Genomic DNA, 26,273 nt, shown 5'->3' with positions numbered 1-26,273 from the left:
CCATGCTGCAACCCTCTCGCAGAAAGTATCGCAAAGAGCAGAAGGGCCGCAACACCGGTCTGGCGACTCGTGGTACCCACGTGTCGTTCGGCGAATTCGGTCTGAAGGCCACCGGCCGTGGCCGTCTGACCGCTCGCCAGATCGAAGCCGCTCGTCGTGCTATCAATCGTCACATCAAGCGTGGCGGCCGTATCTGGATTCGCATTTTCCCGGATAAGCCCATCTCGCAAAAGCCCGCCGAAGTCCGTATGGGTAACGGTAAGGGCAATCCTGAGTACTGGGTCGCTGAAATTCAGCCCGGCAAAGTGCTCTACGAAATGGAAGGTGTGAGCGAAGAGATCGCGCGTGAAGCTTTCCGCCTGGCCGCTGCCAAGCTGCCGATTTCGACCACGTTCGTCGCGCGTCATATCGGTGCTTAAGGAGTACTAACATGAAAGCTAGCGAACTCCGTTCGAAAGACGCCGCCGAGCTCGGCAAAGAGCTCGAAAGCCTGCTGAAGGCACAATTCGGTCTGCGTATGCAGAAGGCCACGCAGCAACTGGCCAACACCAGCCAGCTGCGCAACGTGCGTCGCGACATTGCGCGCGTTCGTACCTTGCTGACCGAGAAGGCAGGGAAATAAACATGAGCGAAACTCAAAACACCCAAGTGGCCAAGCGCCAGCGTACGCTGGTTGGCAAGGTCGTCAGCAACAAGATGGACAAGACTGTCGTTGTGCTCGTTGAGCGCCGCGTCAAGCACCCCATCTTCGGCAAGATCATCATGCGTTCCGCCAAGTACAAGGCGCACGATGAATCGAACCAATACAACGAAGGCGATACGGTTGAAATCGCTGAAGGCCGTCCCATCTCGCGCTCGAAGTCGTGGCGTGTGGTGCGTCTGGTTGAAGCCGCACGTATCATCTAAGTGAAGCAGTCATCGGAACGGTTCGCCGTTCTGATATAAAACGGCAAGGGCTAAACCCCTTGCCGTTTTTTTTGTCCTTGAGATCGATGCCGATGCGGGTCAGGAACATCATGCGCAGTACCGTACGGGCCAATGTGCTTGTGGCCGCCTTTTGTTTGGCTGGTACCGCCGCCGCGCAAGCGGTGGATGCGGGCGCAGGTAACGGCCCGGCGGCGCCACCCGATGACGCCCGTGTCGGTAAGAACGTCTTGAACGCCGGGCCCGAGCCTCGCGTGAAGCTGCCTCCCGGGTCCCGTGACCACGCCGCCATCTTCGGATCGGATGACGAGGACGAGCAAGCGCTGGCCTCGCAGGAACAGACCCTGGAGAATCAGCGCAATCAATTGCTATTGCTGGAGCGCCTGTTCACCCAGAAGCCGGCCAACGCCGCTGGGGCTGCGCCCGCCATGATGCCGTTGAATACGGGTTCGACGATGCGGCCCTTGCAGCCTACGCCGGCTGGCTCGCAGCTTGACCGAGGCAAGATCGACGAGATGCAGCGGCGAGTCGACAGCCTGCGGCGCGAGGCGGACACGCTGCGCCAGAGCGGAAAGTGACCGTCGCCGCGGTTGCTGCCTGGTCCTTGCCGGCTTTGAAACGCAGCGTAGCCACTATTGGTGCCTGCGTTGTTACAACCCCCATGGCTCCTGATATAAATCCAGCCAGCGCACCCATTGCGCTGACAATTCTGACCACAGGAGTGGCAACATGATCAGGTCCGCGGGCAAGCTTGGCATAGCAGGTTTCATGGTGTTGGCGGGCGCGGGTTTCTCAACATTCGCAAGCGCACAAAACATTGTTTTCAAGGATGTGGAGATCTCTCGGCCCATCCACGACAGCGTGCTGGTCGTTGGGAGCGATAGCCGGGCGCGCGCCGGCATGGAAGTCAGGGAGTTGCAGAGGACGATGGATCAGGTCCGGGATCAAACGCGTACCTTGGACGATTTGAAAAACGAGAACCGCGCGCTGCAACGCAAGGTGGACGATCAGGACAAAAAGATTGCCTCACTGGAGCGCAAGCAAAGCGACAGCAGCCGCAGTAGCAGCAGCAACAGCAACAGCGCGAACGAGCGGCAGTTCAGCGCGATGCAGCGTCAGATTGACCAGCTTAGCCGCGACCTGGATCGCGTAAGCAGCAAGGTGAAATAAGGCGACAAGCCTAGCGCGGGGCATGGGCGCATGCCGGCACGCGGAGGCCCTTGAGGGCGTTAGCGCCGCCGCGCGAACTCCCTCAATCGCCCCGCGATTCCCGTCGGAAAGTAATACACCGACACCACGAATAGAATCCCCAGCCATAGCAGCCAGCGGTCAGGTTCGAATAACAACGCCAATGGCGCAACGCCCGTCACCGCGTCGTGGATGATTTGCAGGCCGTCTTGCAGATAGCTTTGCGCGAATACGAACAGGCTGGCGCCCACCACCGCACCATACATCGTGCCCATGCCGCCAATCACGAGCATCAGCAGGATATTCAGCATGATTTCGAACGACAGCGTGGTGTCCGGGCCGTTGTAGCGCAGCCAGAGCGCGTACAGCGCGCCGGCCAGCGTGGCGAACGCGGCGGCAAGCAGGTTCGACAGGCTGCGGTACAGCACGGTGCGGTAGCCGATGGCCTCGGCGCGGAAGGGGTTTTCGCGAATGGCCTGGAGCACGCGGCCGAACGGCGAATTGACGATGCGCAGCAGCATCAGGAACAACACCACGCAGACCGCGGCAATCAGGTAGTAAGTGATGATGCGGCCGTCGATCGTGACGCCAAACACCGGTTCGGAAAAGGGCCGGAACGCCGGCCGCAGCAGCTGCGGCACCTTGAAGTTCAGCCCGTCTTCGCCGCCTGTCAGGTCCGACAATTGCGACACCAATGTCTGGAACGCGGCTGCGACCGCCAGCGTGATCATCGCGTAGAAAATGGCGCGCACCCGCAGGCTGGCCAGGCCGATCAGCAAGGCGAAAGCCAGCGATACCGCTAGGCCCGCGCCCACCCCTGAACACCGCCGTCCACCCCGGTTCCATCCGGATGCTGGCGATTGCCACGCCATAGGCGCCAATGCCGAAGAACATGGTGTGCGCAAAACTCACGATGCCGGTGTAGCCCAGCAGCAGGTCATAGCTGGCGACCAGAATCACGAACACCAGGATCTTGGCCGCCACCGCCAGCGATTTGGGACCGGGAAAGAGAAAGGGCGCGGCAGCAAGCAGGGCGACGATTGCAATCAGCGCAAGCGCCAGCAGCGGGCTGCGAGGCGGGTCGCCGGAGAGCAGGCGAAATGACATGTCTGGGCTCCTAGCGGTTGGTGACCGGATACACGCCTTGCGGCCGCCACAACAAAATGGCGACCATCAGCGCGATGTTCGAGAACAGGGCCGCCTTGGGAAGCAGAAAGCCGGTGTAGTTGGCCATCAAGCCGACCAGCAACGCACCAATCAGGCAGCCGACCGTCGAACCCAGGCCGCCGATCATGATGACGATGAAGATCAGCACGTTCACCTGCGCACCCAGTTGCGGCACGATCGACTGCTGGTACATGCCCCACAGCACGCCGCCCAGCCCCGCCAGCATCGACCCCGCGACGAACACGCCCACGAACAGACGGCGGATGCGGTAGCCCAGGCTTTCGACCATTTCGCGGTCTTCGACGCCCGCGCGGATCAACAGCCCCAGCTTGGTACGGTTCAGCAGCCACAGCATCCCACCTAGCACCAGCACGCCGACAGCCAAGGCAACGATACGGAATTTCTCGATGGCCGCATCGCCCAGCAGGAACGCGCCACGCAGCGCCTCGGGTAGCGGCAGTGACAGGGTTTGCGGACCCCAGATCATCTTGATGATCTCTTCGCCGATGATCATGCCGCCCATCGTGATCAGGATCTGCTTCAAATGCTGCCCATACACGGGGCGCACGATCACACATTCAAAGGCCAGACCGACGGCGCCTGCCACCAGCATGCCCACGATCATGGCCGGCAGTACGGCGGCCAGGTTCATCCACAGGCTGCCTGTCTGGGTCCAGTCGGACATCGCGCCCAGCACGGTCGCCGCCATGTAGGCGCCAATGGCGATGAACAGGCCGTGGCCGAAGTTCAGGACGTCCATCAGCCCGAACACCAGCGTCATGCCTGACGCAACGATGAAGATGATCATGCCCATTGCCAGGCCCGCCAGCGTCAGCGTGATCCAGGTTGAGAACGAACCCACCAAGGGCAGCGCCAGCGCGGCCAGCGCCAGCACCAGCAGAACGGGGCGCAGATCCGCACGTACGCGCGGCAAGGGTGTATCGATATCCAGCGTGCTCATTGATGGCTTCCCAGCGACAGGCCCAGCAGCCGCGTCTGTAGTGCGTCGTCTTGCGCCAGCGCCTGCATGTCGCCCGCATGAACGACGCGGCCGTTATCCATGACGGCCACATGGTCGCCGACCAGCCGCGCGAAGTTGAAGTTCTGCTCGACCAGCAAAATGGTGGTGGACGCCTGCTTGAGTTCGATGAAGGCGTCGATCATGTTCTGGATGATGGCGGGCGCCAGGCCCTTGCTGGGCTCGTCGATCAGCAGCAGCCGGCGCGGTTCGATGATGGCGCGAGCGACGGCAAGCATCTGCTTCTGCCCTCCGGACAGCTTGCCGGCGGGGTGCAGCCAGAATTTCTTCAGTGCCGGAAAAAATCCGAAGATCCATTCCAATCGCACCGTATCCAACTGCGCCACGGTTCGGGCCTGGCGCGCGGCCAGCAAGATGTTTTCCTTGACGGAAAGGTCGGCAAAGATGCCCATGTTCTCGGGCACGTAGGCCATGCCCATGCGAGCCATGTCGGGCGGCGATGTGCGCGTGCCCGGCCCGCCGACGGGCGCGCCGTCGAACCGAATCTGGCCTTGCGACGCGCGCCACAATCCCATGATCGTGCGCAGCGTCGTGGTCTTGCCTGCGCCGTTGCGACCCAGCAGCATGGTGACCGCCGACGCGGGCACGGCAAGATCGACGCCGTGCAGGATGTGATACGCGCCGATGTGCGTGTGCACGCCCTTCAATTCCAGCAGCGGCGGCGGGCTCATGCCGGGGTCTCCACGGGCGCGATACCCAGGTATGCCTGCTGCACGATGGGCGAGGCGATGACGGCGGCGGGTTCGCCATCAGCCATCAATTGGCCGTTATGCAGCACCACAATACGGTCGGCCAATTCCCGCACCACATCCATCTTGTGCTCTACCAGAAGGATCGTTTTCGACGGGTCGGTTTTCAGCTCGCGAATCAGCTCCAGCACCACGGGTACGTCGTCTACGCTCATCCCGGCCGTGGGCTCGTCAAACATGAACACTTGTGGCTCCAGCGCGATCAACATGGCGATTTCCAGCTTGCGCTGATCGCCGTGCGGCAGGTCGGCGGCAGCCTGGTCGCGGCGTGCGGACAAGCGGGTTCGTTCAAGCAGTGCATCAGCGCGTGCCAGCAGCTTGCGATCATCGTCCCAAGTCCGCCAGAAGCGAATCTGACGCCAGCTCAGGCCTTGCTGGCGCGATTGCAGCGCCAACCGCACGTTCTCGTGCACGGAAAGGCGAGGGAACAGCTGCGTCAGCTGAAATGCGCGGCCCAGCCCCGCGTGCATGCGCGCAGGGGTCGATAGCGACGTCAGGTCGCGCCCGTTCAGACTCACCGACCCTGCGCTGGCGCGCAACTGGCCGGAGATCAGGTTGAAGTACGTTGTCTTGCCCGCGCCGTTGGGGCCGACAATGGCCGTCAGCGTGCCCGGCTCGTAGCGGCAACTGACGTTGTTGACGGCCACGTGCCCGCCGAAGCGGATCGTAAGCGATTGGGTTTCCAGCATGGCGGCAACCGGCCTTCAAGGCTTGTTCTGAATGGGCACATTCATCTGATCGGGCGTGATTTCCTTGACCAGATCCTGCACGGCCCACGGCACGGAAGGATCGTTCTTGATGCGGAAGTGGTACATCGACTGCATCGCCTGATGGTCTTCGGGCCGGAACGTCATCTTGCCCTTGGGCGTGTCGAAACTCATGCCCTCCATCGCCTTGATGAGCGTGTCGGTGTCGGCGTTGCCCGCGGTTTTGTTCAGCGCTGCCACGATCGCGATGCCCGAGGACATGCCGCCGGCCGTGAAGAAGTCGGGCGGCTGCCCGAAGCGTTTCTGGTGTTCGGCAACCAGCCAATCGTTGATGGGATTCTTTGGAATGCCGTAGTAGTAATACGTGGCGCCTTCCATGCCGGCCAGGGACTTCAGCGGCGTCATCGCGGCCAGCGTATTGCCGCCCGTGGCAATTTCAATGCCGAAGCGCTTGGGGTCCAGGTCGGCGATCTTGAACGGGTTTCCGGCACCTGCCCACAGGATGAAAATGATCTTGCGGCCGGGTTTATCTTTCAGCGCATCAAACAGGCGTTGCGCGCCGGCGGTGAAGTCGGTGGCGTTGGCCGGCAGGTATTCCTCGTGCACGATCTTGGCGTTTTTCAACGCACCCTTGAAGGCCTTCACGCCGTCGCGGCCAAACGCGTAGTCTTGCGCCAGCATGGCGATGGATGTGCCCGCCTGGTCGAACGCGACCGCGTTGGCAATGGCGTCCTGCGACGAGTTGCGGCCGGTGCGGAAAATGTACTTGTTCCATTTTTCGCCTGTGATCGAATCCGCGACGGCGGGCTCGACCAGCAGGATCTTTTCGTATTCCTCGGCGATGGGCAGCATGGCCAACGCGACGCCTGACGACGTGGGGCCCACGGCGATGTCGGCATTGTCGTCCGCATAGGCCGACGCCAGCTGCGCGCGGGCAACGTCGGGCTTGCCCTGGTTGTCCTTTTCTATGACGCGGATCTTGCGGCCGGCCACGGTCATCGTGCCTTGCGTGGCGTACTCCAGGCCCAGCATCAAGCCGTTCTGCGTCTGTTTGGCATAGGCCTCCAGCGGGCCGGTCTTGTCGTACACGTGGGCGACGACAAAATCCTTGGCGGCCACCGCCGAGGTCATGCAGAGTGCCGCCAGCGCGGCGAGCAGTATGCGATTCATGGGAAGTCTCCTGGTATTGGTATCAATGGGCGCAAGCGTTAGCCGTGTGATTCGGCGTGGCAAGAAATTGGCGGATGGCATCGATCTGCGGCGCGACGTTCAGTGCGGGGGCGTGGCCGCAATCAGGGAAGTCGATGCGCGTTGCGCGCGGACCGCGCTGTGTCATGGCGTGAGCCACTTCCGGCAGCAGCAGGTCGGACTGCGCGCCGCGCAGCAACAGCACCGGCATGCGCAAAGAGTCGTAGCCGCTCCAGCGGTCATAGTCATTGGGGTGATGGCGAAACTGCCCGACGATGGCGGGGTCGTAATGCGGCGTGACGCGGCCATCGGGCAGCCGCCGCACCGACGTTTCTGCCATGCGCCGCCATTGCGCATCGCTTTGCCACCCATAGGGCTGGTAGGCGACGCGCAGCCAGGCTTCCAGTTCGGTGACGGTATCAAAGGCGGGCGGGTTGCCCGCGTACGCCAGGATGCGTTCGATGGCCGGCTTGGGCAGCTCGGGTCCGATGTCGTTGACGACCAGATGCGAAATCCGGTCGCGCAAGGTGGTGGCGGCCGCGTGCATGCCGGTGGCGCCGCCCATCGATGTGCCGACCCAGCGCATGCGCACAAGCGACAGACCATCGGCCAGCGCGCGTGCCAGGCGTGCATAGAAATCCAGGCAGTATTCGGCCGCCGCGTCGGGGCTCCATTGCGACAGCCCGCGGCCGATCGTGTCGGGGCAGATGACGCGGTAGTCGCCCGCCAGCGCCTCAGCCAAGTCGTCGAAATCCCGGCCCGTGCGGGCCAGGCCATGCCACATCACGACGGGCGGCGCATCGGGTGCGCCCCATTCCATGTAGTGCAGCTCGCGTCCTTCGCAGCGCGCATAGCGCGATACCGGCGTGTGGCGGGCGGCCGTTGCGGGCTCGGTTGCCATGAGTCTCCTCCCGGGTTGTCCAGGTTGTGTGCTTATCGGGCTGAATATAGACTTGCGCCAGACGCATGCACAATGCGCCGCGCACCCCAGGGCAGGGTGAATCAAGAGCTTGTAGACGCAAGATCAAATTGCGCTGGGCCGCGTACAGGAGACCGCGACATGTCCGACACGGAATTCGCCATATCGGCCACCGCCGGCGCCGACGGGTGCGAGCAATGGCGGGCGGCGCTGGCCGACGCGTTCGGTCCGTTTGAGGTGCACCGCGGCAAACCCGACCATTTCGCCGGCCATGTGCGCTACGCGCGCCGCGCCAGCCTGCAGTTCAATGACCTGCACTATCGGGGACAGAAGCTGGAGCGCACGGCCGGCAACGTGTCGCGGCTGGACCAGGAGTTCTATACGTTTGGCATGCCGCTGGCGGGGCCGCTGGCCGTGCGGCAACAAGGGCGAGATTTTCAGGTGGAGCCGGGTTGCGTTTACCTGATGAACCAAAGCCTGCCGTATCAGGCCACGGCGCAGGGGGAGGCCGGCTACCGCAGCCTGAGCGTGTCGTTTCCTCGCAGTGCGCTGACGCAGCGTGATTCACGCATCGGCGCTTTCCACAAGCTGCGCATCGATGACGGCTCGCCGCGTGGTGCGATGCTGGCCGGTTTCATGGACCACCTTTTCAAGGGCATGGGCAGCTGGTCTGACACTGAAGTGACCGAGCTTGGCGAAAGGTTGATTGACCTGATCGTGCTGTTCCTGGTGCAGGCGGGGCAGGGCCATGCGTCTGAAACCGACAGCAGCGTTACGTTGGCGCATCGCCAGCGCGTGTTGGCCTACATCCGCCGGCACCTGGCCGACCCGGGCTTGTCGCCGCAGCACGTGGCGCAAGGCTGCGGCGTGTCGGTGGCGTATCTGCACCGCATTCTGCGCGCGGGCGGCCTGTCGGTGGAATCATTCATCTTCGATCAGCGCCTGGATAAATGCCGCGAGCTGCTGCTGGACCCGCGGCATCGGCACCGCGGCATCGCCGAGCTGGCCTATCAGGTTGGCTTTTCACACCCGTCGCACTTCAGCCGGCTGTTCAAGAGCCGCTTCGGCATCACCCCGCGCGATCTGCGCGCACGTTGCTGAATCAAAAAAGACGGCTCACGAATGAGCCGTCTTGTCTTACCAGTCAGCCGTTCAGCGCGCGCTTAGAACGGTGACGGCCGATTCGACAGATCCACGATGCTGTTGCTGGTCAGGTCCAGCCGAATGTGCTCGGACGGCGCACCCGCCGCCAGCTTCAGCATGATCGCCATCAGCGGCTTGAAGCGCGCCTTGAACAGGTCGGCAAGCGTATTGGCGTTGCTGACACTGTTGCCGCTCATCTGAACCGACGCGTTCGTGTTGGCCAGCGCCTGGGCCAGCAGCTTGTACTGGCTGGCGCGTTGGGCCGGCATGTCCGCAAAGGCCAGGTCGCCCGCGTTGGCGATGCGCACGAAGTCGCCCGCCATGTCCAGTGCCTTCCACTGCGCGAAGTCCGACAGCTGCATGCCGTTGGCTTGCGCCAGGGCCTGTGCACGCGCTTGGGCGTCGGCCAGGTTGCCGGCAAACGCCGCATTGCTGGCGCCGGTGCCGCCGCCGTCCGACAGGCAGGCAAAGAAGGCCGGCGTCAGATTGCTCTGATTGCCGGTGTTCGCCAGTTCCTTCAGCGTCACGCTGGTTTGCAGTTGCGACAGCGTCAGCAGGTCGGCGCCGGTCAGCGGGCTCTTGACCAGTTCGCGCATCTCGCAACGCCAGTCGTCGTTAAGCAGGCGCAGGCGCACCAGCTCGCTCATGTAGCGATACGTGAAGTCACCGTAGTCCTTAGCGTCCAGGATCGACACGTCCCACCGGGGCGGCGTGGTGTAGGCGTTTTCGGCGCGATACAGGTCGAACAGCTCGTCAAAGCGCGGCACCTTGTCCAGGCGGATGGTCTGCACTTCGATCTTGTCCGCGCTTTGCAGCGTCATCAGCTTGTAGGCGGGCACGTAAGCCGCCATGGACGGCGCCTGGATATTGAACAGCGCCGAGTTGCCGCCGTAATTGCGTGCCGCCATGTCGTTGAAGTGCATATGGCCGCCCACGTGCACCTTCAGACCGGTTTCGGCCAGGGCGCGCGTCGTGTTCTCGGCCGGGCGGCGGATCATCTGCATCTTGTTGGCGCCCAACAGCGCCTCGATATCGTCGGAGGCGCCGTTGAAAAACTCGGACATCGGAAAGTGGCTGAACGCGATGACCTGCTTGCCCTGCGCCTTGCCGCGCGTAACGACATCGGCCAGCCATTTGATGACGTGGGCCTTGTGCGTCAGCATCTTGTTGTAGCCCTGGTCACCCGAGCCGGTGAAGTCGTTGGCGCCGACGCCCGTCGGCACGTAGACGTTGGCGTCAATGCCGACCAGCCACAGGCCCTTGACCGGTTCAACCACGTAGGACGTGTCGGGCACCATCTTGCATAGCGTGTAGTGCTGCGGCTTGTTGGGGCCGCCCGTTCCTTCCGCGCAGATCTCGTATTGGCGGTTGATCCAGTTAGCCTGATCCAACGCCGTGGTGTAGTCGTAGTCTTCGTACTTGTAGGTGCTGTACGGTGTTTCGTAATAGACGTTTTGCGGCTGCGGCATGAAGCCATGCTGCTTGAGCGCATCCGTGATGCCGGCGTAGCCCATGTGCAGGACTTCTTCCGTGCAGTACGTGTTGCCGATGCGCGCCCAGTCGCCGCTGTACGGCGTGCTGCATGCCGCGTTGCCGCCGCGGCTGTAGATCGGTTGCGAGAAGCCGATGGCGCCGGTTGTGGGGTCCAGACCCAGGTAGTCGCTCTTGCCGGCCGCCTGGTTGAAGGGCCGGTTGGGGTCGTGGTTGCCGGGGGCGGCAAAGAACTGAATGCCGTGTTTCCTGGAATAGTCGTCCATGATCTTCACCAGGCCGCGCATGTGCACGGGCTGGCCGTCATCCGAGAAGTCGCCCGGCAGCGCGATGTACTTCACGCCGCGCGCAACGGCATCGTCCAGGGCGGCCAGGAAAGCGAAGTAGTTTTCGTTGAACAGCCGTGTCGACGTCAACTGCGCATACATCGTGCGGATCGTTGCGTTGTCGCCATGCTTGGGGTTGGGAATGCCCGGGAACGATCCGTCCTTGAAGTCGGCGTACACATCATGGAAGTGGATGTCGGGCATGAACGCCACTTGCAGGGGGGCGGGCGGCGCGGCCGGCGTTTCCGTGACGGGCGGGGGCGCCTCCGCGACCGGGGGATTGTTGTTGTCGTCATCGTCGCCGCCACAAGCGGCAAGCAGGGCCACAAGGGTGGCGGCGCCGGCCGTGCGGGCGAAACGGGAAAGGGCGTTCATTGCGCGATCTGATCCTGAAGAGTGGGGCAGGCAGTCCCCTTGGGGCGGTCAGCTGCCTGTCAGCGAGGCGCAATGTTCCCGGACGTGCATGACAGCATCATGAAACGACGCCGCGCGAAGACCGGCGGCCGCGGGACGAAAAAAAGCCCCTTGCGGGGCTTTTTGAGTTGAAGGGTCGAAACCGATCAGATGTGCGTGATGAATTTCGTGACGAGGTAGCCGTCAAACGTTTCCAGCCCGCCTTCGCTGCCGATGCCGCTGTCCTTGATGCCGCCAAACGGCGTCTCGGCCAGCGCGCTGCCGAAGTGGTTGATGTTGACCATGCCGGCTTCCAGTCCGTTGGAGACCTTGGTGGCCGTCTTCAACGAATTGGTGAACACGTAGGACGACAGGCCGAACGGCAGGCTGTTGGCGCGGCGCAGGACTTCGTCGGTGTCCTTGAAGCGGACCACCGGCGCCACGGGGCCGAAGGGCTCTTCGGTCATCAGCATCGAGTTGTCGGGCAGTTCGGTCACAACCGTGGGGGCGAAGAAGAAGCCCTTGCGGTCCAGCGGGCCACCGCCCACCACGACTTTGCCGCCATGCTTCTTGGCGTCGTCGATGAAGGCGCTCATGGCGGGCACGCGGCGTTCGTGGGCCAGCGGGCCCATGTCGGTGCCGGCTTCCAGGCCATCGCCGACCTTGATGTTCTTGAGCACGTCCGAGAAGCGGGCCAGGAACTGTTCGTAGGCGCCTTCCTGCACGTAGAAGCGGGTGGGCGACACGCAAACCTGACCGGCGTTGCGCACCTTGAACTTGGCCAGCATTTCAGCGGCGCGGTCGATGTCGGCGTCGTCGAACACCAGCACGGGCGAATGGCCGCCCAGTTCCATCGTGACGCGCTTCATATGCGCGCCGGCCAGTGCGGCCAGCTGCTTGCCCACCGGCACGGAACCGGTGAACGACACCTTGCGCACGATCGGCGAGCGGATCAGGTAGTCGGAGATCTTGGCGGGCTCGCCCCACACGATGTTCAGGCAGCCCTTGGGCAGGCCGGCATCGTGGAACATGCGCGCAATCGCCATGACGGCGCTAGGTGAATCTTCCGGACCCTTGAGGACCACCGTGCAACCGGCGCCGAGCGCGGCGGCGATCTTGCGGATGGCCTGGTTGTACGGGAAGTTCCAGGGCGTGAACGCGGCGCAGACGCCGATGGGTTCGCGCACGACGAATTGGCGCACGTCGGGGTTGCGGGGCGGGACCACGCGGCCGTAGATACGGCGGCATTCTTCGGCGTGCCAGTCGGCGTGTTCAGCGCAAGAGGTGACTTCGCCCACGGCTTCGGCCAGCGGCTTGCCTTGGTCCAGCGTCATGTTGCGGCCGATTTCCTTGGCGCGCTCGCGCGACAGCGTGGCGACCTTGCGCAGGATAGCCGAACGATCCATGGGAGAAGACTTCTTCCACGATTCGAACGCGCGCTGGGCGGCGGCTAGCGCACGGTCCAGATCGGCTTCAGTTGCGTGAGGCAGCTGGCCCAGCACTTCAAGCGTGGCCGGGTTGATGACGTCCTGGGTGCGCCTACCCTCGCCGGAGATGAATTCGCCGTCGATATACAGCGCCAACTGTTCATACATGCCTGTCTTTCCTTGCGAAATAGGAGTGGAGTGCGATCGCATGTCGCCCACGCCAGTCTAAACCAGCTTGCGCGATGCGGGGAGGTCCAATCCGCCGCGCAGGATTGGAGCCAATGGAAGGGGCCAAGTCTTGCAAGCCGGGGCGGCCTTGGACACAATGGGCCATCCTAAGCAGCCTGATTCCCTACCCATCGTGCAACCCGTTGACGCGCTTTCCGGCATCAAACCCAGTCTGTACTCGCGCGTGCTTTTTCGCTTCATCGATTGGCTGCGTCACCGGATCGCGCGGTCGTCGCTGGTGGGCGACATGCCGATCTTCCAGAATGACCAGTTCCCGTGGATACCCGCGCTTGAAGCCCGGACCGCCGCCATTCGCGCCGAGCTCACCGAACTGCTGGCCGAACGCCAGCATCTGCCGGCATTTCACGAGATATCCCCGGACGTCGGGATGATCACGTCCGACGATCAATGGAAGACGTTTGTCTTCATGGGGTACGGACTGCGCTCGGAACGCAACCTGGCGCGCTGCCCGGAAACCGCCCGCGCGCTGACGGGGATTCCGGGTATTCGCAGCGCGTTCTTCTCGATTCTGGAACCGGGCAAGCGGATTCCCCTTCATACCGGCCCCTACAACGGTGTGCTGCGCCTGCACCTGGGGCTGGTCGTGCCCAAGCCGGCCGAGCGCTGCTGGATAGAGGTCGGGGGTGAACGATATAGCTGGCGGGAAGGCCGCGCCGTGGTCTTCGATGACCTGTATCCGCATCAAGTCCACAACGACACTGACGGGTTACGGGCTGTGCTGTTCGTCGACTTCGAAAGGCCGTGCCGCGTTCCGGTAAAATGGCTGAATCGCCTGGTGCTCAGAGCGGCTCCGTTCACGGACGAAATCCGTCGCGGCAAGGCCAATCACGATGCCTGGGAGAAGGGCTACTACCGCCAGAAATAGGGGGCAGAGGGCCCGCAAACCGTTCCCCTTATTGGGGAGCGTGGTCTTTTGTGCGTCATACCAACAAAGTACTTGCGCTCAAAATTTAACCACGCTAGAATGATCAGCTTTCCCAGATTGTCGATTGAGTTAAGGAAGATTTAGCTCATCGAGTTGGGGGAATACCCGCAGGATTTCAACCCAGGGTCGTTGCGTTGCCAACCCGTTGCAGAGGTAGAGCGAAAGCTCTAGGTCTACAACACAAAAGCAGGGCGGCAGACCTGACGGGACCAAAACTGGCAGGAATTGCAGAGTTCCTCGGGGGGAAAACCCCGGGAAAACAGTATTTCCAGTTAAGTTGGAACAGGAAAAATCATGATCCAAATGCAGACCACGCTGGACGTGGCCGATAACACTGGTGCGCGTCATGTCATGTGCATTAAGGTGCTCGGTGGCTCCAAGCGCCGTTATGCCGGTATCGGCGACATCATCAAGGTGAGCGTCAAAGATGCGGCTCCGCGCGGACGCGTCAAGAAAGGCGAAATTTACAATGCCGTGGTGGTTCGTACCGCCAAGGGCGTGCGCCGTAAAGACGGTTCGCTGATTAAGTTCGGTGGCAATGCCGCCGTATTGCTCAACGCCAAGCTGGAGCCCATCGGCACCCGCATCTTCGGACCCGTTACGCGTGAACTGCGTACCGAGAAGTTCATGAAGATCGTGTCGTTGGCCCCGGAAGTGCTGTAAGGAGCCCTACGATGAATAACATTCGTAAAGGCGACGAAGTCATCGTCCTGACCGGCCGCGACAAGAAGCGTCGCGGTACCGTGCTGGCTCGTGTTGATGCTGACCACGTTCTGGTCGAAGGCGTCAACATCGTCAAGAAGCACGTGAAAGCCAACCCGATGGCTAACAACCCGGGCGGGATTGTCGAAAAGACCATGCCGATCCACATCTCGAATGTGGCGCTCTTCAACCCCGCAACCGGTCGTGGCGACCGCGTGGGCGTTCAAGAAGTCGAAGGTCGCAAGGTCCGCGTGTTCCGTTCCAATGGTGCCGTTGTCGGCGCCAAGGCGTAAGGGGCGATAGACATGTCTCGTTTGCAAGATTTCTACAAGAGCAAGGTCGCTGGCGACCTGCAGGCCAAGTTTGGCTACAAGAGCGTCATGGAAGTGCCGCGCATCACCAAGATCACCCTGAACATGGGTGTCTCGGAAGCCGTGTCCGATAAGAAGGTTATCGAACACGCGGTGTCGGACCTGACCAAGATCGCTGGCCAAAAGCCTGTCGTGACGAAGACCAAGAAGGCTATCGCCGGTTTCAAGATCCGCGAAAACTACCCGATTGGTTGCATGGTCACGTTGCGTGGTCAACGCATGTACGAATTCCTGGATCGCCTCGTTGCGGTCGCGCTGCCTCGCGTGCGCGACTTCCGTGGTATCTCGGGTCGTGCGTTCGACGGCCGTGGCAACTACAACATCGGGGTGAAAGAGCAAATCATTTTCCCCGAAATCGAGTACGACAAGATCGACGCGCTGCGTGGGCTGAACATCAGCATCACCACCTCCGCGAAGACCGACGAAGAAGCCAAGGCGCTGTTGACGGCCTTCAGCTTCCCGTTCCGTAACTAAGGGGCTGATGACGTGGCTAAACTTTCCCTCATCAATCGCGACATCAAGCGCGCCAAGCTGGCTGACAAGTTCGCTGCCAAGCGCGCTGAGTTGAAGGCGATCATCGACGACCAGTCGAAGACCGACGAAGAACGTTACCAAGCTCGGCTCAAGCTGCAACAGCTGCCGCGCAATGCCAATCCGACGCGCCAACGTAACCGTTGCGTGGTCACCGGTCGTCCGCGCGGCGTGTTCCGCAAGTTCGGCCTGACGCGTCACAAACTGCGTGAAATGGCGATGAAGGGCGAAATCCCCGGCATCACCAAGGCCAGCTGGTAGGAGATACATTATGAGCATGAGCGATCCCATCGCCGATATGCTGACCCGCATTCGCAATGCGCAGCAAGTGGACAAAGTTACGGTGAGCATGCCCTCCTCGAAGCTGAAGGCGGCAATTGCCGCTGTGCTGAAAGACGAAGGCTACATCGACAGCTTTGAAATCAAGGGCACCCAGGCCAAGCCTGAGCTCGAGATCACCCTGAAGTACTACGCTGGTCGCCCGGTTATCGAACGCATCGAACGCGTTTCGCGCCCCGGTCTGCGTATCTACAAGGGCCGTACCAGCATTCCTCAGGTCATGAACGGCCTGGGCGTGGCTATCGTTTCGACCTCGCGCGGCGTCATGACCGACCGTAAGGCTCGCGCCAACGGCGTCGGCGGCGAAGTGCTGTGCTACGTGGCCTAAGGAGAAATTCGAATGTCACGTATCGCTAAGTATCCGGTCGAACTGCCGAAGGGTGTCGAAGCTGACATCAAGCAGGATCAGATCATCGTCAAGGGCCCGCTGGGCACCCTGACTCAAGCCCTGACTGGCGACGTCACGGTTGCGATGGACGAAGGCAAGCTCACGTTTGCCGCCGCCAACGAAACTCGTCACGCCAATGCCATGTCGGGTACCGTGCGCGCTCTGGTGGCCAATATGGTTACCGGCGTGAGCAAGGGCTTCGAGCGCAAGCTGACCCTGGTTGGCGTGGGTTACCGCGCCTCGATCCAAGGCGATGCCGTTAAGCTGCAGCTCGGTTTCTCGCACGACGTTTTGCATCAGTTGCCGGCCGGTATCAAGGCCGAATGCCCCACCCAGACGGAAATCGTCATCAAGGGCGCCAACAAGCAAGTCGTCGGTCAGATGGCCGCTGAAATCCGCTCGTACCGCGAACCCGAACCCTACAAGGGCAAGGGTGTGCGTTACTCGGACGAACGCGTCGTCATCAAAGAAACCAAGAAGAAATAACGGCGCACGCAAGGACGAATCATGGACAAAAAAGTTTCCCGTTTGCGTCGTGCGGTTCCGACCCGCCGGAAGATCAACGAGCTGCGCGTTCACCGCCTCTCGGTCTTCCGCTCGAACCAGCACATCTACGCCAACATCATTTCGCCGGAAGGCGATCGCGTTCTGGTCAGCGCCTCGACGGTGGAAGCCGAAGTGCGTGCGCAACTGGCCGGCCAAACCGGTCAAGGCGGCAACACTGCCGCTGCGACCCTGGTTGGCAAGCGCGTGGCCGAAAAGGCCAAGGCTGCCGGTATCGAACTGGTCGCTTTCGATCGCTCGGGCTTTCGTTACCATGGCCGCGTGAAAGCGCTGGCCGATGCCGCGCGTGAAGCCGGCCTGAAGTTCTAAGCGAGGATCTGTCAAATGGCTAAAGTACAAGGCAAGAACGCCGCGGAAAAAGAGAACGATGACGGCCTCCGCGAAAAGATGATCGCGGTCAACCGCGTGAGCAAAGTGGTCAAGGGTGGTCGCACCATGAGCTTTGCCGCGCTGACCGTGGTTGGCGATGGCGATGGTCGCGTCGGCATGGGTAAGGGCAAGGCGCGTGAAGTGCCGGTGTCCGTCCAGAAGGCAATGGAACAGGCCCGTCGCGGCATGTTCAAGGTTGCTCTGAAGAACGGCACGCTGCACCACACCGTGGTTGGCAAGCATGGCGCCGCTACCGTGCTGATCTCGCCCGCTGCTGAAGGTACTGGCGTTATCGCCGGCGGCCCGATGCGCGCTATTTTTGAAGTGATGGGTGTGCGTAACGTGGTTGCCAAGAGCCTGGGCTCGAGCAACCCCTACAACATGGTTCGCGCCACGTTGAACGGTCTGCGCGCTTCCCTGACCCCGGCCGATGTTGCTGCCAAGCGCGGCAAGTCGGTCGAAGAAATCCTGGGGTAAATCATGGCTCAGAAGCAGATCAAAGTGACCCTCGTGCGCTCCGTGATCGGTACCAAGCAATCGCACCGTGATACGGTTCGCGGTTTGGGCTTGGGCCGCATCAACAGCAGCCGCGTGTTGGTCGATACGCCCGAGGTGCGTGGGATGATCCGTAAGGTGGATTATCTCGTTTCCGTCTCGGAAGCCTAAGGAATCACCATGTCGGATATGCAACTTAATTCGCTGAAGCCCGCTGAGGGCAGCAAGCACGCCAAGCGCCGCGTCGGCCGTGGTATCGGTTCGGGTCTGGGTAAAACCGCCGGCCGTGGCCACAAAGGTCAGAAGTCGCGCTCGGGCGGTTTCCATAAGGTTGGCTTCGAAGGCGGTCAAATGCCGCTGCAGCGTCGTCTGCCCAAGCGTGGTTTCACCCCGCTCGGTCAGCACCTGTACGCCGAAGTCCGTCTGTCGGACCTGCAAGCCTTGCCCATCGACGAAGTCGACGTGCAAGTGCTCAAGGCGGCTGGCGTGATTGGTCAGGCGGTTCGTTACGCCAAGGTCATCAAGTCGGGTGAACTCTCGCGCAAGGTAGTGCTCAAGGGCATTACCGCGACGGCCGGCGCTCGCGCCGCCATCGAAGGCGCGGGCGGCTCGCTTGCTTGATCACGAGGTGACGAGTGGCTAACGCGCAGGCATTGGGCAAAACCGGAGCACGGTACGGTGATTTGAAGCGCCGTTTGGTGTTCCTGGTGCTCGCCCTGGTGGTTTACCGTTTGGGTACACACATCCCCGTACCGGGTATTAATCCGGATGCGCTGGCGGACTTGTTCCGCCAGAACCAGGGCGGGATCCTGGGCCTGTTCAACATGTTCTCGGGTGGGGCGCTCTCGCGTTTCTCGATTTTTGCCCTGGGGATCATGCCGTACATTTCGGCATCCATCATCATGCAGTTGATGTCGGTGGTGGTGCCGTCGCTGGAAGCGCTCAAGAAAGAGGGCGAATCCGGTCGTCGGAAGATTACCCAATACACCCGCTACGGCACAGTCGTGCTGGCGCTGGTGCAAGCAGTGGGCATTTCGGTGGCGTTGGAGTCCCAACAGGGACTGGTGATCGATCCGGGTATGCTGTTTCGCTTCACGACCGTTGTGACTTTGGTCACTGGCACCATGTTCGTCATGTGGCTGGGTGAACAGATCACGGAACGCGGTCTGGGCAACGGGATTTCCATCCTGATCTTCGCAGGTATCGTTGCGGGTTTGCCCGCGGCGCTGGCTGCACTGTTGGACCTGGTCCGCACCAACGCGATGTCCGTGCTTTCGGCACTGTTCATTGTGGCTCTGGTGGTGCTGGTTACCGCTTTTGTGGTGTTCGTGGAACGCGGACAGCGCAAGATCACGGTGAACTACGCCAAGCGTCAGGTCGGCAACAAGGTCTACGGTGGTCAAAGCTCGCATTTGCCGCTGAAGCTGAACATGGCAGGGGTGATTCCGCCGATTTTCGCATCGTCGATCATTCTGTTCCCGGCCACGATCACGAGCTGGTTCTCCAGCAGTGAGAACATGCGCTGGCTTAGTGACCTGGCTGCGGCCCTGTCGCCTCGTCAACCGCTCTACATCACGCTGTACTCCGTCGCGATTATTTTCTTCTGCTTTTTCTACACGGCTCTGGTGTTCAACAGCCGCGAAACGGCGGACAACCTGAAGAAGAGTGGTGCGTTTGTTCCGGGCATTCGTCCGGGTGAACAAACAGCGCGCTACATCGACAAGATCCTAATGCGTTTGACGCTCGCAGGTGCCATCTACATTACGTTGGTGTGCCTGTTGCCGGAATTCTTGGTGATGCGCTGGAACGTTCCCTTCTACTTCGGTGGTACGTCTCTGTTGATTATTGTGGTGGTGACGATGGATTTCATGGCACAGGTTCAGGCCTACATGATGTCTCACCAGTACGACTCGTTGCTCAAGAAGGCCAACTTCAAGGGCGCGGGTTTGCCGATGCGGTAAGCAAAAGAATGTCCAAGGACGACGTCATTCAGATGCAAGGCGAGGTTCTTGAGAACCTCCCGAACGCGACATTTCGCGTCAAGCTCGAAAACGGCCACGTGGTGTTGGGCCATATTTCCGGCAAGATGCGTATGCATTACATCCGGATCCTGCCGGGTGACAAGGTCACAGTGGAGCTCACGCCCTATGATCTGACGCGAGCCAGGATAGTTTTCCGCTCCAAATGAGCGGAACCGGATTACGGAAAATTAGGAGTCAACCATGAAAGTAATGGCATCGGTTAAGCGGATCTGCCGCAACTGCAAAGTTATCAAACGTCACGGCGTGGTGCGTGTTATCTGCACCGACCCGCGTCACAAGCAGCGTCAAGGCTAACTCGGGTTAGCGACTACGCAACAGATTTATTCAAGGAATAGTCATGGCCCGTATTGCTGGCATTAACATCCCGCCGCAACAGCACGCCGAGATCGGACTGACCGCCATTTTTGGCATTGGTCGTACGCGCGCTCGCAAAATCTGCGAAGCGGCAAACGTACCCTTTGACAAAAAGGTCAAGGATCTGAACGACGCTGAATTGGAACGCGTCCGCGAACATGTTGGTTTGTTCACGGTTGAAGGCGACCTGCGTCGTGAAGTACAGCTCTCGATCAAGCGTTTGATCGACCTGGGAACCTACCGCGGTATGCGTCACAAGCGCGGTTTGCCCGTGCGCGGCCAGCGCACTCGCACCAACGCCCGGACCCGTAAGGGCCCGCGTCGTGCTGCTGCGTCCCTGAAGAAATAATCGAGGAACTGGATTATGGCGAAAGCTTCCACCAGCGGCGCTTCGCGCGTGCGCAAAAAGGTTAAGAAGAACGTCTCGGACGGCATCGCGCACGTTCACGCTTCGTTCAACAACACCATCATCACCATCACCGACCGTCAGGGCAACGCTTTGTCGTGGGCCACTTCGGGTGGTGCTGGTTTCAAGGGTTCGCGTAAGTCGACCCCGTTTGCCGCGCAAGTCGCCGCTGAAACGGCTGGCCGCGTCGCGCTGGAATACGGCATCAAGACGCTGGAAGTGCGCATCAAGGGCCCCGGTCCTGGCCGCGAATCGTCGGTCCGCGCGTTGAACGCGCTGGGCATCAAGATCTCGTCCATCGCCGACATCACGCCCGTTCCGCACAACGGCTGCCGTCCGCCGAAGCGTCGTCGTATCTAAAGGGAATCCACATGGCACGTTATATTGGACCCAAATGCAAGCTCTCGCGCCGCGAGGGTACTGACCTGTTCCTGAAGAGCGCCCGTCGCTCGCTGGATTCCAAGTGCAAGCTGGATTCCAAGCCTGGCCAACACGGCCGCACTTCGGGTGCCCGCACTTCCGACTACGGCCTGCAGCTGCGCGAAAAGCAAAAGCTGAAGCGCATGTACGGCGTGCTGGAAAAGCAATTCCGCAAGTACTTCGCTGAAGCAGAGCGTCGCCGTGGCAACACCGGCGAAACCCTCATCCAGTTGCTGGAATCGCGCCTGGACAACGTCGTCTACCGCATGGGCTTCGGCTCGACGCGCGCCGAAGCTCGCCAGCTGGTCAGCCACCGCGCCATCGAACTGAACGGCCATACGGCTGACATCGCTTCGATGCTGGTCAAGGCTGGTGACGTCGTCTCGATCCGTGAAAAGGCCAAGAAGCAAGGCCGTATCAAGGAATCGCTCGACCTGGCCACCAGCATCGGCATCCCCCAATGGGTGGAAGTCGACGCGACCAAGCTGACCGGTACGTTCAAGTCGGTCCCCGATCGCGCTGACGTCGCTCGCGACATCAACGAATCGATGGTCGTCGAACTGTACTCGCGTTAATCAGGTCAGCCGACGCCTCCTTCGCAGGTGTGTCGGCTACTGGTCTCGCGACCCGTTTGCACGTCTCGCAGCAGCCCGCCTTCCGCCTTCTGGTGGGGCGGGCTTTGCGGTAAGTATCGGCCAGCGCTTTCGCGCTGATCGAGTTTCATGTTTCACCTGTCCATCAGCCTTATCGGTGTAACGAGCCGAGGGTATTGAAAAGGAACACAGTAAATGTCCACTCAAGGTTTTCTGAAGCCGCGCTCCATTGAAGTCGAACCGGTCGGCACGCACCATGCCAAGATCGTGATGGAGCCGTTCGAGCGTGGCTACGGTCATACTCTGGGCAACGCCCTGCGCCGCATCCTGCTGTCTTCGATGACCGGCTACGCGCCGACCGAAGTGCAAATGACGGGCGTGGTACACGAATATTCGACCATCCCGGGCGTTCGCGAAGATGTCGTCGACATCCTGCTGAACCTGAAGGGCGTGGTTTTCAAGCTGCACAATCGCGACGAAGTGACCCTGGTTCTGCGCAAGACTGGCGCGGGCACCGTGCTGGCCAGCGACATTGAACTGCCGCACGACGTCGAGATCATCAACCCCGGCCATGCCATCTGCAACCTGACGGACGCCGGCAAGCTGGAAATGCAGATCAAGGTTGAAAAGGGCCGCGGCTACGTGCCGGGCAACGTGCGCGCGCTGTCGGAAGACCGCACCCACACCATCGGTCGTATCGTTCTGGACGCTTCGTTCAGCCCGGTTCGCCGCGTCAGCTACGCGGTGGAAAGCGCCCGTGTGGAACAGCGCACCGACCTGGACAAGCTGGTTCTGGACATCGAAACCAACGGCGTGATTTCGCCCGAGGAAGCGGTGCGCCAGTCGGCTCGCATCCTGATGGATCAGATCTCGGTCTTCGCCGCGCTGGAAGGCGCTGGTGATTCGTACGAAGCTCCGGTTCGCGGCACGCCGCAGATCGACCCGGTCCTGTTGCGTCCGGTCGACGACCTGGAACTGACCGTGCGTTCGGCCAACTGCCTGAAGGCCGAAAACATCTACTACATCGGCGACCTGATCCAGCGTACCGAAAACGAGCTGCTCAAGACCCCGAACCTGGGTCGCAAGTCGCTCAACGAAATCAAGGAAGTTCTGGCTGCACGTGGCTTGACCTTGGGCATGAAGCTCGAGAACTGGCCGCCCCTGGGTCTGGAGCGTCCCTGAGTTTTAACGGGTGGCGCCCTGGCAACAGGGCGCCACCTGCAACGCCCGGCAACCCCGTCGGGCGGTTTGCGAATTCGTCGTAAAATGCACCGTTTTCTACCGGACCGCGGCCTGATTGCAGGTCGATAGAAGAGCCGGCAACCCGATGGCGAACGCCATCTTTAGATTCAAAGGAAACTTATCATGCGTCACGGTAATGGCTTGCGTAAGCTCAACCGCACCAGCAGTCACCGTCTTGCCATGTTCCGCAACATGGCCGTTTCGTTGATCACTCACGAAGCCATCAAGACCACGCTGCCGAAGGCGAAAGAATTGCGCCGCGTCATCGAACCCCTGATCACGCTGGGCAAAGAGCCCACGCTGGCGAACAAGCGTCTGGCATTTGCCCGTCTGCGCGATCGCGATGCGGTGGTGAAGCTGTTTGCCGAAATCGGCCCGCGCTACGCGGCCCGTAACGGTGGCTACACCCGCGTGCTGAAGATGGGCTTCCGTCAAGGCGACAACGCTCCCATGGCTTTCATGGAACTGGTTGACCGTCCGGAAGTTGATGAAGCCGCTGCGGACAGCGCCGAATAAATTCGGTTGCTAGATAAGCGACAAGGGCGGGTCTTCGGACCCGCCCTTGTTTTATTTGTGCGCCCACCACGCGATTGGCGTTACGACGCGTGCAGTTCCCCTCGCAGCTGTTCGGCCGTCGCTGCCAGCGCCTCTTGAGGCGGTTGCGGCGGCATCTTGAAGGTCAGGTCCTGCTGTTCGATATACGCGGTGGATGTGACGTCCTGCGTGTGATGCATGGGAATGACGTGCGCGTGCGAATGCGCCACGTGTATGCCCGTGAACGCGAAACCCACACGCTGCACGCCGTACAGGCGCTTCATGTGGCGTCCCAGCTTCTGTCCCAGGTTCACGATGTGCCCCGCCAGATCGGCCGGCATGTCCTCGAAGTACGGGTAATGCTGCTTCGGAATGATCAGCGTGTGCCCCGGACGTACCGGCTGAATATCCAGGAAGGCCATCAAGCGGTCGTCTTCATGGATGATGTGTGCGGGGATCTCGTGCCGGGCGATCCGGCAGAACAGGCAATTGTCTGGCATGCGGGCCTCGTAAAAGCGGGTGGCATGGTGGCGGCCATCGATACGGCTATGTGGACGTGGGCAGGCAGGTTCGGGCTGGGTGGGCCGGTTCGAACGGGTCCGAACGGGTCCGGGCGTTGAGGTCCGACCTTTGCCGCAATATCGATAAAATACCCCGAGTTACATCCCACACGGTTACCTCAAGGAGCCTCCATGTTGCGCGATGACGACGTCGTGCTGGTCATCAGCAATGCGCCCGACCTCTTGCTGGCCAAGCGCATCGCGCACGTGCTGGTGGAAGACGGATTGGCCGCCTGCGTGAACCTTGGCGCGCCGGGCCTGTCCATCTATCTGTGGAACGGAGAGGTCGAGGGGACGGAAGAAGTCCCCATCCATATCAAAACCACGTACGCCCGTCATCAAGCCGTTGTTCAGGCCCTGGCGCAGATGCATCCCTATGATGTGCCCGAAATTATCGTGCTGCCGGTCATTGGCGGCGCAGCGCCCTATCTCGATTGGGTGCGAGAACAAACGGCCGTCACCAAAAACAAGAGAGACTGATGTTTCAACCTGCCGGTATCGTCGACGCGCCCGGGCGCCCGATTCACGCCCCTCGCGCGGCGCGCACCCTGATCGGACGCTGTCTGGCATTGCTGGCAATGATGCTGTTGCTGCTGGGTTGGCAGGCGGCGCACGCCGAAGCCGACTTTCTTGAACCCGAAAAAGCGTTTGTGTTCAGCGCGCGGATGGCGGCACCGGACACGCTGGAACTGCGCTACAAGGTTGCGCCCGGCTACTACATGTACCGCGAGCGTTTCGGCATCACGATCAGCCCGGCCGGTGCCACGACGCTGGGCGAGGCCGTCTATCCGAAGGGCGAGGTCAAGTACGATCCGACTTTCGAAAAGGACATGGAAGTCTTCCACAAGGACGTCCTGATTCGCGTGCCGGTGGGCTCGGGCACTGATCCTTTCACCCTGACGTTGACCGGACAAGGGTGCGCCGACGCCGGGCTGTGCTATCCGCCGATGGACAGCAGCGTCAAGCTGACGCCGGTGGCGGGCGGCTACGCCTTGGCGGGTGGCCTGCTCGGCACAGTCGGGCAATCGTCGCAAGCCGGGCAGTCCACTTCAACGTCCACCGCTACCGGCCTTGGCGCCCTGGTCAACGCGGGCGATACCGGCCTGGCCGATGCGCTGGGCGGCTTGGGTTGGGCCAAGACGGCGGGCGTGTTTCTGATCCTGGGTTTGTTGCTGGCCTTCACGCCCTGCGTGTTGCCGATGATTCCCATCCTGTCGTCCATCGTGCTGGGTGGCGTGGCGCAACCTAGGCCCACGCGCGGCCGGGGCCTGGCCCTGGCGGCGACCTATGTGCTGGGCATGTCGGTGGTCTACACCGCCCTGGGCGTGGCCGCCGGCCTGAGCGGCGCCGGCCTGGCCGCCTGGTTGCAAACCCCCTGGATCCTGACGCTCTTCGCCATCCTGCTGACCGTGCTGGCGCTGGCCATGTTCGATGTGTTTACGTTCCAGATGCCGTCCGGCGTCCAGGCCAAGCTGTCCGAACGCTCGTCACGCGTGCCGGGCGGCCGCTACACCGGGGCGCTGCTGATGGGCGCCTTGTCCGCCTTGATCGTCGGGCCGTGCGTGGCCGCGCCGCTGGCGGGCGCGCTGCTGTATATCTCGCAGACGGGCGACGTCGTCCTGGGCGGCTCGGCCTTGTTTGCCATGGCCTGGGGCATGGGCGGGCCCTTGCTGATCGTGGGCGCGTCCTCGGGCGCCTTGCTGCCCAAGGCGGGCCCCTGGATGGATGGCGTCAAGCGCCTGTTCGGCATGCTGCTGCTGGCGACCGCGTGGTGGATGCTGATCCCGGTGGTGCCGACCTGGGTGCAGATGACGGGCTGGGCCTTCCTGGCCGCCGTGTCCGCCGTGATGCTGCGCGCGTTTGACGCCTTGCCCGCGGGCGCCGGTGCGAGTCGCATGTTCGCCAAGGGGCTGGGGCTGCTGTTGGCGCTAGCCGCTGCCGCCTGGCTGGTGGGCGCGGCCAGCGGCGGCCGCGATGTCTTGCAGCCGCTGTCGCATCTGGCCGCACGTGGCGACGCGCCGGCGGCCACGGCCGTCGCCAAGGGCGAAATGCAATTCACGCGCGTGCGCAACAACGCAGAGCTGGACGCGCTGCTGGCGCAAAGCCGCCAACCTGTCATGCTGGACTTCTATGCGGACTGGTGCGTGTCGTGCCGCGAAATGGAGCGCTTCACGTTCAGCGATCCCGGTGTCGCGCAGCGCATGTCGGGCATGTTGCTGGTGCAGGCCGACGTCACGGCAAACAACGCCGACGACCGCGCGCTGCTCAAGCGTTTCCGGTTGTTCGGCCCGCCGGGAATCATGTTTTTCGAGCCGGGCGGCAAGGAACTTCCGGATGCGCGCGTAGTGGGTTTCCAGGACGCCAAGCGCTTCACGGAATCGCTGGACAAGGTGCTGGTGCGCTGACGGCGGGCGATATACCATGGCGGCTGCGCTGCGTGGGCGGCGCATCCCACTCCCTCCAGGCCGGCGCCCGTGACGTCCCCGACAGTTGATGCAAGCCACGACCGTAACGGTCTGATCTATGTT

General features: G+C 61.8%; 35 protein-coding genes and 1 pseudogene. 27 read left to right on the top strand and 9 right to left on the bottom strand.

Going from position 1 to position 26,273, the window contains the following annotated elements; genetic code table 11:
* The first annotated feature begins 2 nt into the window (after positions 1 to 2).
* The 5 genes from rplP to ACNPP0_RS14960 all read left to right on the top strand — a co-directional run bounded on the left by rplP (position 3) and on the right by ACNPP0_RS14960 (position 2,094).
* The gene (gene rplP, locus ACNPP0_RS14980) at positions 3 to 419 is read left to right on the top strand and encodes a 50S ribosomal protein L16 (RefSeq protein ID WP_006216552.1); all 417 of its coding nucleotides are present in this window, start codon (positions 3 to 5) and stop codon (positions 417 to 419) included.
* 11 nt (positions 420 to 430) lie between these two features.
* Positions 431 to 622, top strand: coding sequence for a 50S ribosomal protein L29 (rpmC, locus tag ACNPP0_RS14975; RefSeq protein WP_003806912.1), 192 nt, complete (start codon positions 431 to 433; stop codon positions 620 to 622).
* Between the two features lie 2 nt (positions 623 to 624).
* Entirely contained in the window at positions 625 to 906 is a 282-nt protein-coding gene (gene rpsQ / locus ACNPP0_RS14970) for a 30S ribosomal protein S17 (protein WP_006216549.1), read from the top strand.
* Positions 907 to 1,016: 110 nt separating this feature from the next.
* Positions 1,017 to 1,502 carry a hypothetical protein gene (locus tag ACNPP0_RS14965; protein WP_448706320.1) on the top strand — a complete coding sequence of 162 codons (486 nt, stop codon included), beginning with the start codon at positions 1,017 to 1,019 and terminating at the stop codon, positions 1,500 to 1,502.
* A 151-nt stretch (positions 1,503 to 1,653) separates the two neighbouring features.
* Positions 1,654 to 2,094: a hypothetical protein gene (locus tag ACNPP0_RS14960; protein ID WP_332609395.1), complete on the top strand. Its 441-nt coding sequence runs from the start codon at positions 1,654 to 1,656 to the stop codon at positions 2,092 to 2,094.
* Positions 2,095 to 2,153: 59 nt separating this feature from the next.
* Here ACNPP0_RS14960 and ACNPP0_RS14955 read toward each other — a convergent pair.
* The 6 genes and pseudogenes from ACNPP0_RS14955 to ACNPP0_RS14930 form a co-directional block, all read right to left on the bottom strand.
* A pseudogene (locus ACNPP0_RS14955) lies at positions 2,154 to 3,219 on the bottom strand (branched-chain amino acid ABC transporter permease).
* Between the two features lie 10 nt (positions 3,220 to 3,229).
* Positions 3,230 to 4,240: a branched-chain amino acid ABC transporter permease gene (locus ACNPP0_RS14950; protein ID WP_448706319.1), complete on the bottom strand. Its 1,011-nt coding sequence runs from the start codon at positions 4,238 to 4,240 to the stop codon at positions 3,230 to 3,232.
* The gene (locus tag ACNPP0_RS14945; protein WP_448706318.1) at positions 4,237 to 4,989 is read right to left on the bottom strand and encodes an ABC transporter ATP-binding protein; all 753 of its coding nucleotides are present in this window, start codon (positions 4,987 to 4,989) and stop codon (positions 4,237 to 4,239) included. The genes ACNPP0_RS14950 and ACNPP0_RS14945 overlap by 4 nt, the downstream gene beginning before the upstream one ends.
* A complete protein-coding gene (locus tag ACNPP0_RS14940) occupies positions 4,986 to 5,756 on the bottom strand; it encodes an ABC transporter ATP-binding protein (protein ID WP_332609402.1) in 771 nt (256 codons plus the stop codon). The genes ACNPP0_RS14945 and ACNPP0_RS14940 overlap by 4 nt, the downstream gene beginning before the upstream one ends.
* A 15-nt stretch (positions 5,757 to 5,771) precedes the next feature.
* On the bottom strand, positions 5,772 to 6,944 hold the full coding sequence (locus tag ACNPP0_RS14935; protein WP_448706317.1) for a substrate-binding domain-containing protein: 1,173 nt from the start codon (positions 6,942 to 6,944) through the stop codon (positions 5,772 to 5,774).
* Positions 6,945 to 6,966: 22 nt separating this feature from the next.
* Complete coding sequence (locus ACNPP0_RS14930; RefSeq protein WP_448706316.1) at positions 6,967 to 7,863, bottom strand: alpha/beta fold hydrolase; 897 nt, start codon at positions 7,861 to 7,863, stop codon at positions 6,967 to 6,969.
* A gap of 159 nt (positions 7,864 to 8,022) precedes the next feature.
* Here ACNPP0_RS14930 and ACNPP0_RS14925 point away from each other — a divergent pair, with 159 nt between their 5' ends.
* A complete protein-coding gene (locus ACNPP0_RS14925) occupies positions 8,023 to 8,982 on the top strand; it encodes an AraC-like ligand-binding domain-containing protein (RefSeq protein WP_448706315.1) in 960 nt (319 codons plus the stop codon).
* A gap of 62 nt (positions 8,983 to 9,044) precedes the next feature.
* Here ACNPP0_RS14925 and ACNPP0_RS14920 read toward each other — a convergent pair whose 3' ends face one another.
* Both ACNPP0_RS14920 and ACNPP0_RS14915 read right to left on the bottom strand, forming a co-directional pair.
* Positions 9,045 to 11,216 carry a metallophosphoesterase gene (locus ACNPP0_RS14920; RefSeq protein ID WP_448706314.1) on the bottom strand — a complete coding sequence of 724 codons (2,172 nt, stop codon included), beginning with the start codon at positions 11,214 to 11,216 and terminating at the stop codon, positions 9,045 to 9,047.
* Between the two features lie 185 nt (positions 11,217 to 11,401).
* Positions 11,402 to 12,829, bottom strand: coding sequence for an NAD-dependent succinate-semialdehyde dehydrogenase (locus ACNPP0_RS14915; RefSeq protein ID WP_332609407.1), 1,428 nt, complete (start codon positions 12,827 to 12,829; stop codon positions 11,402 to 11,404).
* A gap of 157 nt (positions 12,830 to 12,986) precedes the next feature.
* On the opposite strand from ACNPP0_RS14915, the gene ACNPP0_RS14910 reads away from it, so the two are divergent.
* From ACNPP0_RS14910 to rplQ, 19 genes are all read left to right on the top strand, one after another.
* Positions 12,987 to 13,775, top strand: a complete 789-nt coding sequence (locus ACNPP0_RS14910) for an aspartyl/asparaginyl beta-hydroxylase domain-containing protein (RefSeq protein WP_442880306.1) — start codon at positions 12,987 to 12,989, stop codon at positions 13,773 to 13,775.
* 354 nt (positions 13,776 to 14,129) lie between these two features.
* Positions 14,130 to 14,498 carry a 50S ribosomal protein L14 gene (rplN, locus tag ACNPP0_RS14905; protein WP_046807446.1) on the top strand — a complete coding sequence of 123 codons (369 nt, stop codon included), beginning with the start codon at positions 14,130 to 14,132 and terminating at the stop codon, positions 14,496 to 14,498.
* Between the two features lie 11 nt (positions 14,499 to 14,509).
* A complete protein-coding gene (gene rplX, locus ACNPP0_RS14900) occupies positions 14,510 to 14,830 on the top strand; it encodes a 50S ribosomal protein L24 (RefSeq protein ID WP_006227036.1) in 321 nt (106 codons plus the stop codon).
* A 12-nt stretch (positions 14,831 to 14,842) separates the two neighbouring features.
* Positions 14,843 to 15,382, top strand: coding sequence for a 50S ribosomal protein L5 (gene rplE / locus ACNPP0_RS14895; protein ID WP_006216529.1), 540 nt, complete (start codon positions 14,843 to 14,845; stop codon positions 15,380 to 15,382).
* 12 nt (positions 15,383 to 15,394) lie between these two features.
* Entirely contained in the window at positions 15,395 to 15,700 is a 306-nt protein-coding gene (gene rpsN / locus ACNPP0_RS14890) for a 30S ribosomal protein S14 (RefSeq protein WP_006216527.1), read from the top strand.
* Between the two features lie 10 nt (positions 15,701 to 15,710).
* Positions 15,711 to 16,106: a 30S ribosomal protein S8 gene (gene rpsH / locus ACNPP0_RS14885; protein ID WP_006216525.1), complete on the top strand. Its 396-nt coding sequence runs from the start codon at positions 15,711 to 15,713 to the stop codon at positions 16,104 to 16,106.
* 12 nt (positions 16,107 to 16,118) lie between these two features.
* A complete protein-coding gene (rplF, locus tag ACNPP0_RS14880) occupies positions 16,119 to 16,652 on the top strand; it encodes a 50S ribosomal protein L6 (RefSeq protein ID WP_105555708.1) in 534 nt (177 codons plus the stop codon).
* Positions 16,653 to 16,673: 21 nt separating this feature from the next.
* Positions 16,674 to 17,039: a 50S ribosomal protein L18 gene (gene rplR, locus ACNPP0_RS14875; RefSeq protein WP_006227039.1), complete on the top strand. Its 366-nt coding sequence runs from the start codon at positions 16,674 to 16,676 to the stop codon at positions 17,037 to 17,039.
* A gap of 15 nt (positions 17,040 to 17,054) precedes the next feature.
* Positions 17,055 to 17,576, top strand: coding sequence for a 30S ribosomal protein S5 (gene rpsE / locus ACNPP0_RS14870; RefSeq protein WP_006216521.1), 522 nt, complete (start codon positions 17,055 to 17,057; stop codon positions 17,574 to 17,576).
* Between the two features lie 3 nt (positions 17,577 to 17,579).
* A complete protein-coding gene (gene rpmD, locus ACNPP0_RS14865; protein WP_006216520.1) occupies positions 17,580 to 17,765 on the top strand; it encodes a 50S ribosomal protein L30 in 186 nt (61 codons plus the stop codon).
* Positions 17,766 to 17,774: 9 nt separating this feature from the next.
* Complete coding sequence (rplO, locus tag ACNPP0_RS14860; RefSeq protein WP_013397002.1) at positions 17,775 to 18,215, top strand: 50S ribosomal protein L15; 441 nt, start codon at positions 17,775 to 17,777, stop codon at positions 18,213 to 18,215.
* Positions 18,216 to 18,229: 14 nt separating this feature from the next.
* Complete coding sequence (gene secY / locus ACNPP0_RS14855; RefSeq protein WP_039882533.1) at positions 18,230 to 19,555, top strand: preprotein translocase subunit SecY; 1,326 nt, start codon at positions 18,230 to 18,232, stop codon at positions 19,553 to 19,555.
* Positions 19,556 to 19,563: 8 nt separating this feature from the next.
* On the top strand, positions 19,564 to 19,782 hold the full coding sequence (gene infA / locus ACNPP0_RS14850; protein ID WP_003806927.1) for a translation initiation factor IF-1: 219 nt from the start codon (positions 19,564 to 19,566) through the stop codon (positions 19,780 to 19,782).
* 34 nt (positions 19,783 to 19,816) lie between these two features.
* Positions 19,817 to 19,930, top strand: a complete 114-nt coding sequence (gene rpmJ, locus ACNPP0_RS14845) for a 50S ribosomal protein L36 (protein WP_003806928.1) — start codon at positions 19,817 to 19,819, stop codon at positions 19,928 to 19,930.
* A gap of 43 nt (positions 19,931 to 19,973) precedes the next feature.
* On the top strand, positions 19,974 to 20,339 hold the full coding sequence (gene rpsM / locus ACNPP0_RS14840) for a 30S ribosomal protein S13 (RefSeq protein ID WP_006216517.1): 366 nt from the start codon (positions 19,974 to 19,976) through the stop codon (positions 20,337 to 20,339).
* Between the two features lie 15 nt (positions 20,340 to 20,354).
* Positions 20,355 to 20,756 carry a 30S ribosomal protein S11 gene (gene rpsK / locus ACNPP0_RS14835; protein WP_006216516.1) on the top strand — a complete coding sequence of 134 codons (402 nt, stop codon included), beginning with the start codon at positions 20,355 to 20,357 and terminating at the stop codon, positions 20,754 to 20,756.
* A gap of 11 nt (positions 20,757 to 20,767) precedes the next feature.
* Positions 20,768 to 21,391 carry a 30S ribosomal protein S4 gene (rpsD, locus tag ACNPP0_RS14830; RefSeq protein ID WP_006216515.1) on the top strand — a complete coding sequence of 208 codons (624 nt, stop codon included), beginning with the start codon at positions 20,768 to 20,770 and terminating at the stop codon, positions 21,389 to 21,391.
* Between the two features lie 213 nt (positions 21,392 to 21,604).
* Positions 21,605 to 22,591, top strand: a complete 987-nt coding sequence (locus ACNPP0_RS14825) for a DNA-directed RNA polymerase subunit alpha (RefSeq protein WP_006216514.1) — start codon at positions 21,605 to 21,607, stop codon at positions 22,589 to 22,591.
* Positions 22,592 to 22,774: 183 nt separating this feature from the next.
* Positions 22,775 to 23,167 (top strand): 50S ribosomal protein L17, encoded by a 393-nt coding sequence (gene rplQ / locus ACNPP0_RS14820; protein ID WP_006216513.1) that lies wholly within the window; start codon positions 22,775 to 22,777, stop codon positions 23,165 to 23,167.
* An 80-nt stretch (positions 23,168 to 23,247) separates the two neighbouring features.
* Here rplQ and ACNPP0_RS14815 read toward each other — a convergent pair whose 3' ends face one another.
* Positions 23,248 to 23,685, bottom strand: a complete 438-nt coding sequence (locus ACNPP0_RS14815) for an HIT family protein (protein WP_332609419.1) — start codon at positions 23,683 to 23,685, stop codon at positions 23,248 to 23,250.
* A 192-nt stretch (positions 23,686 to 23,877) separates the two neighbouring features.
* On the opposite strand from ACNPP0_RS14815, the gene cutA reads away from it, so the two are divergent.
* A complete protein-coding gene (gene cutA / locus ACNPP0_RS14810) occupies positions 23,878 to 24,225 on the top strand; it encodes a divalent-cation tolerance protein CutA (RefSeq protein ID WP_046807443.1) in 348 nt (115 codons plus the stop codon).
* 98 nt (positions 24,226 to 24,323) lie between these two features.
* Positions 24,324 to 26,150, top strand: coding sequence for a protein-disulfide reductase DsbD (locus ACNPP0_RS14805; RefSeq protein WP_448706328.1), 1,827 nt, complete (start codon positions 24,324 to 24,326; stop codon positions 26,148 to 26,150).
* Positions 26,151 to 26,273 lie beyond the last annotated feature (123 nt).

The sequence above is a fragment of the Achromobacter semiaridum genome, from assembly GCF_053543755.1.
The sequence above is the reverse complement of the archived record's forward strand: the minus strand, read 5'-3'. Positions and strand labels throughout refer to the sequence as shown.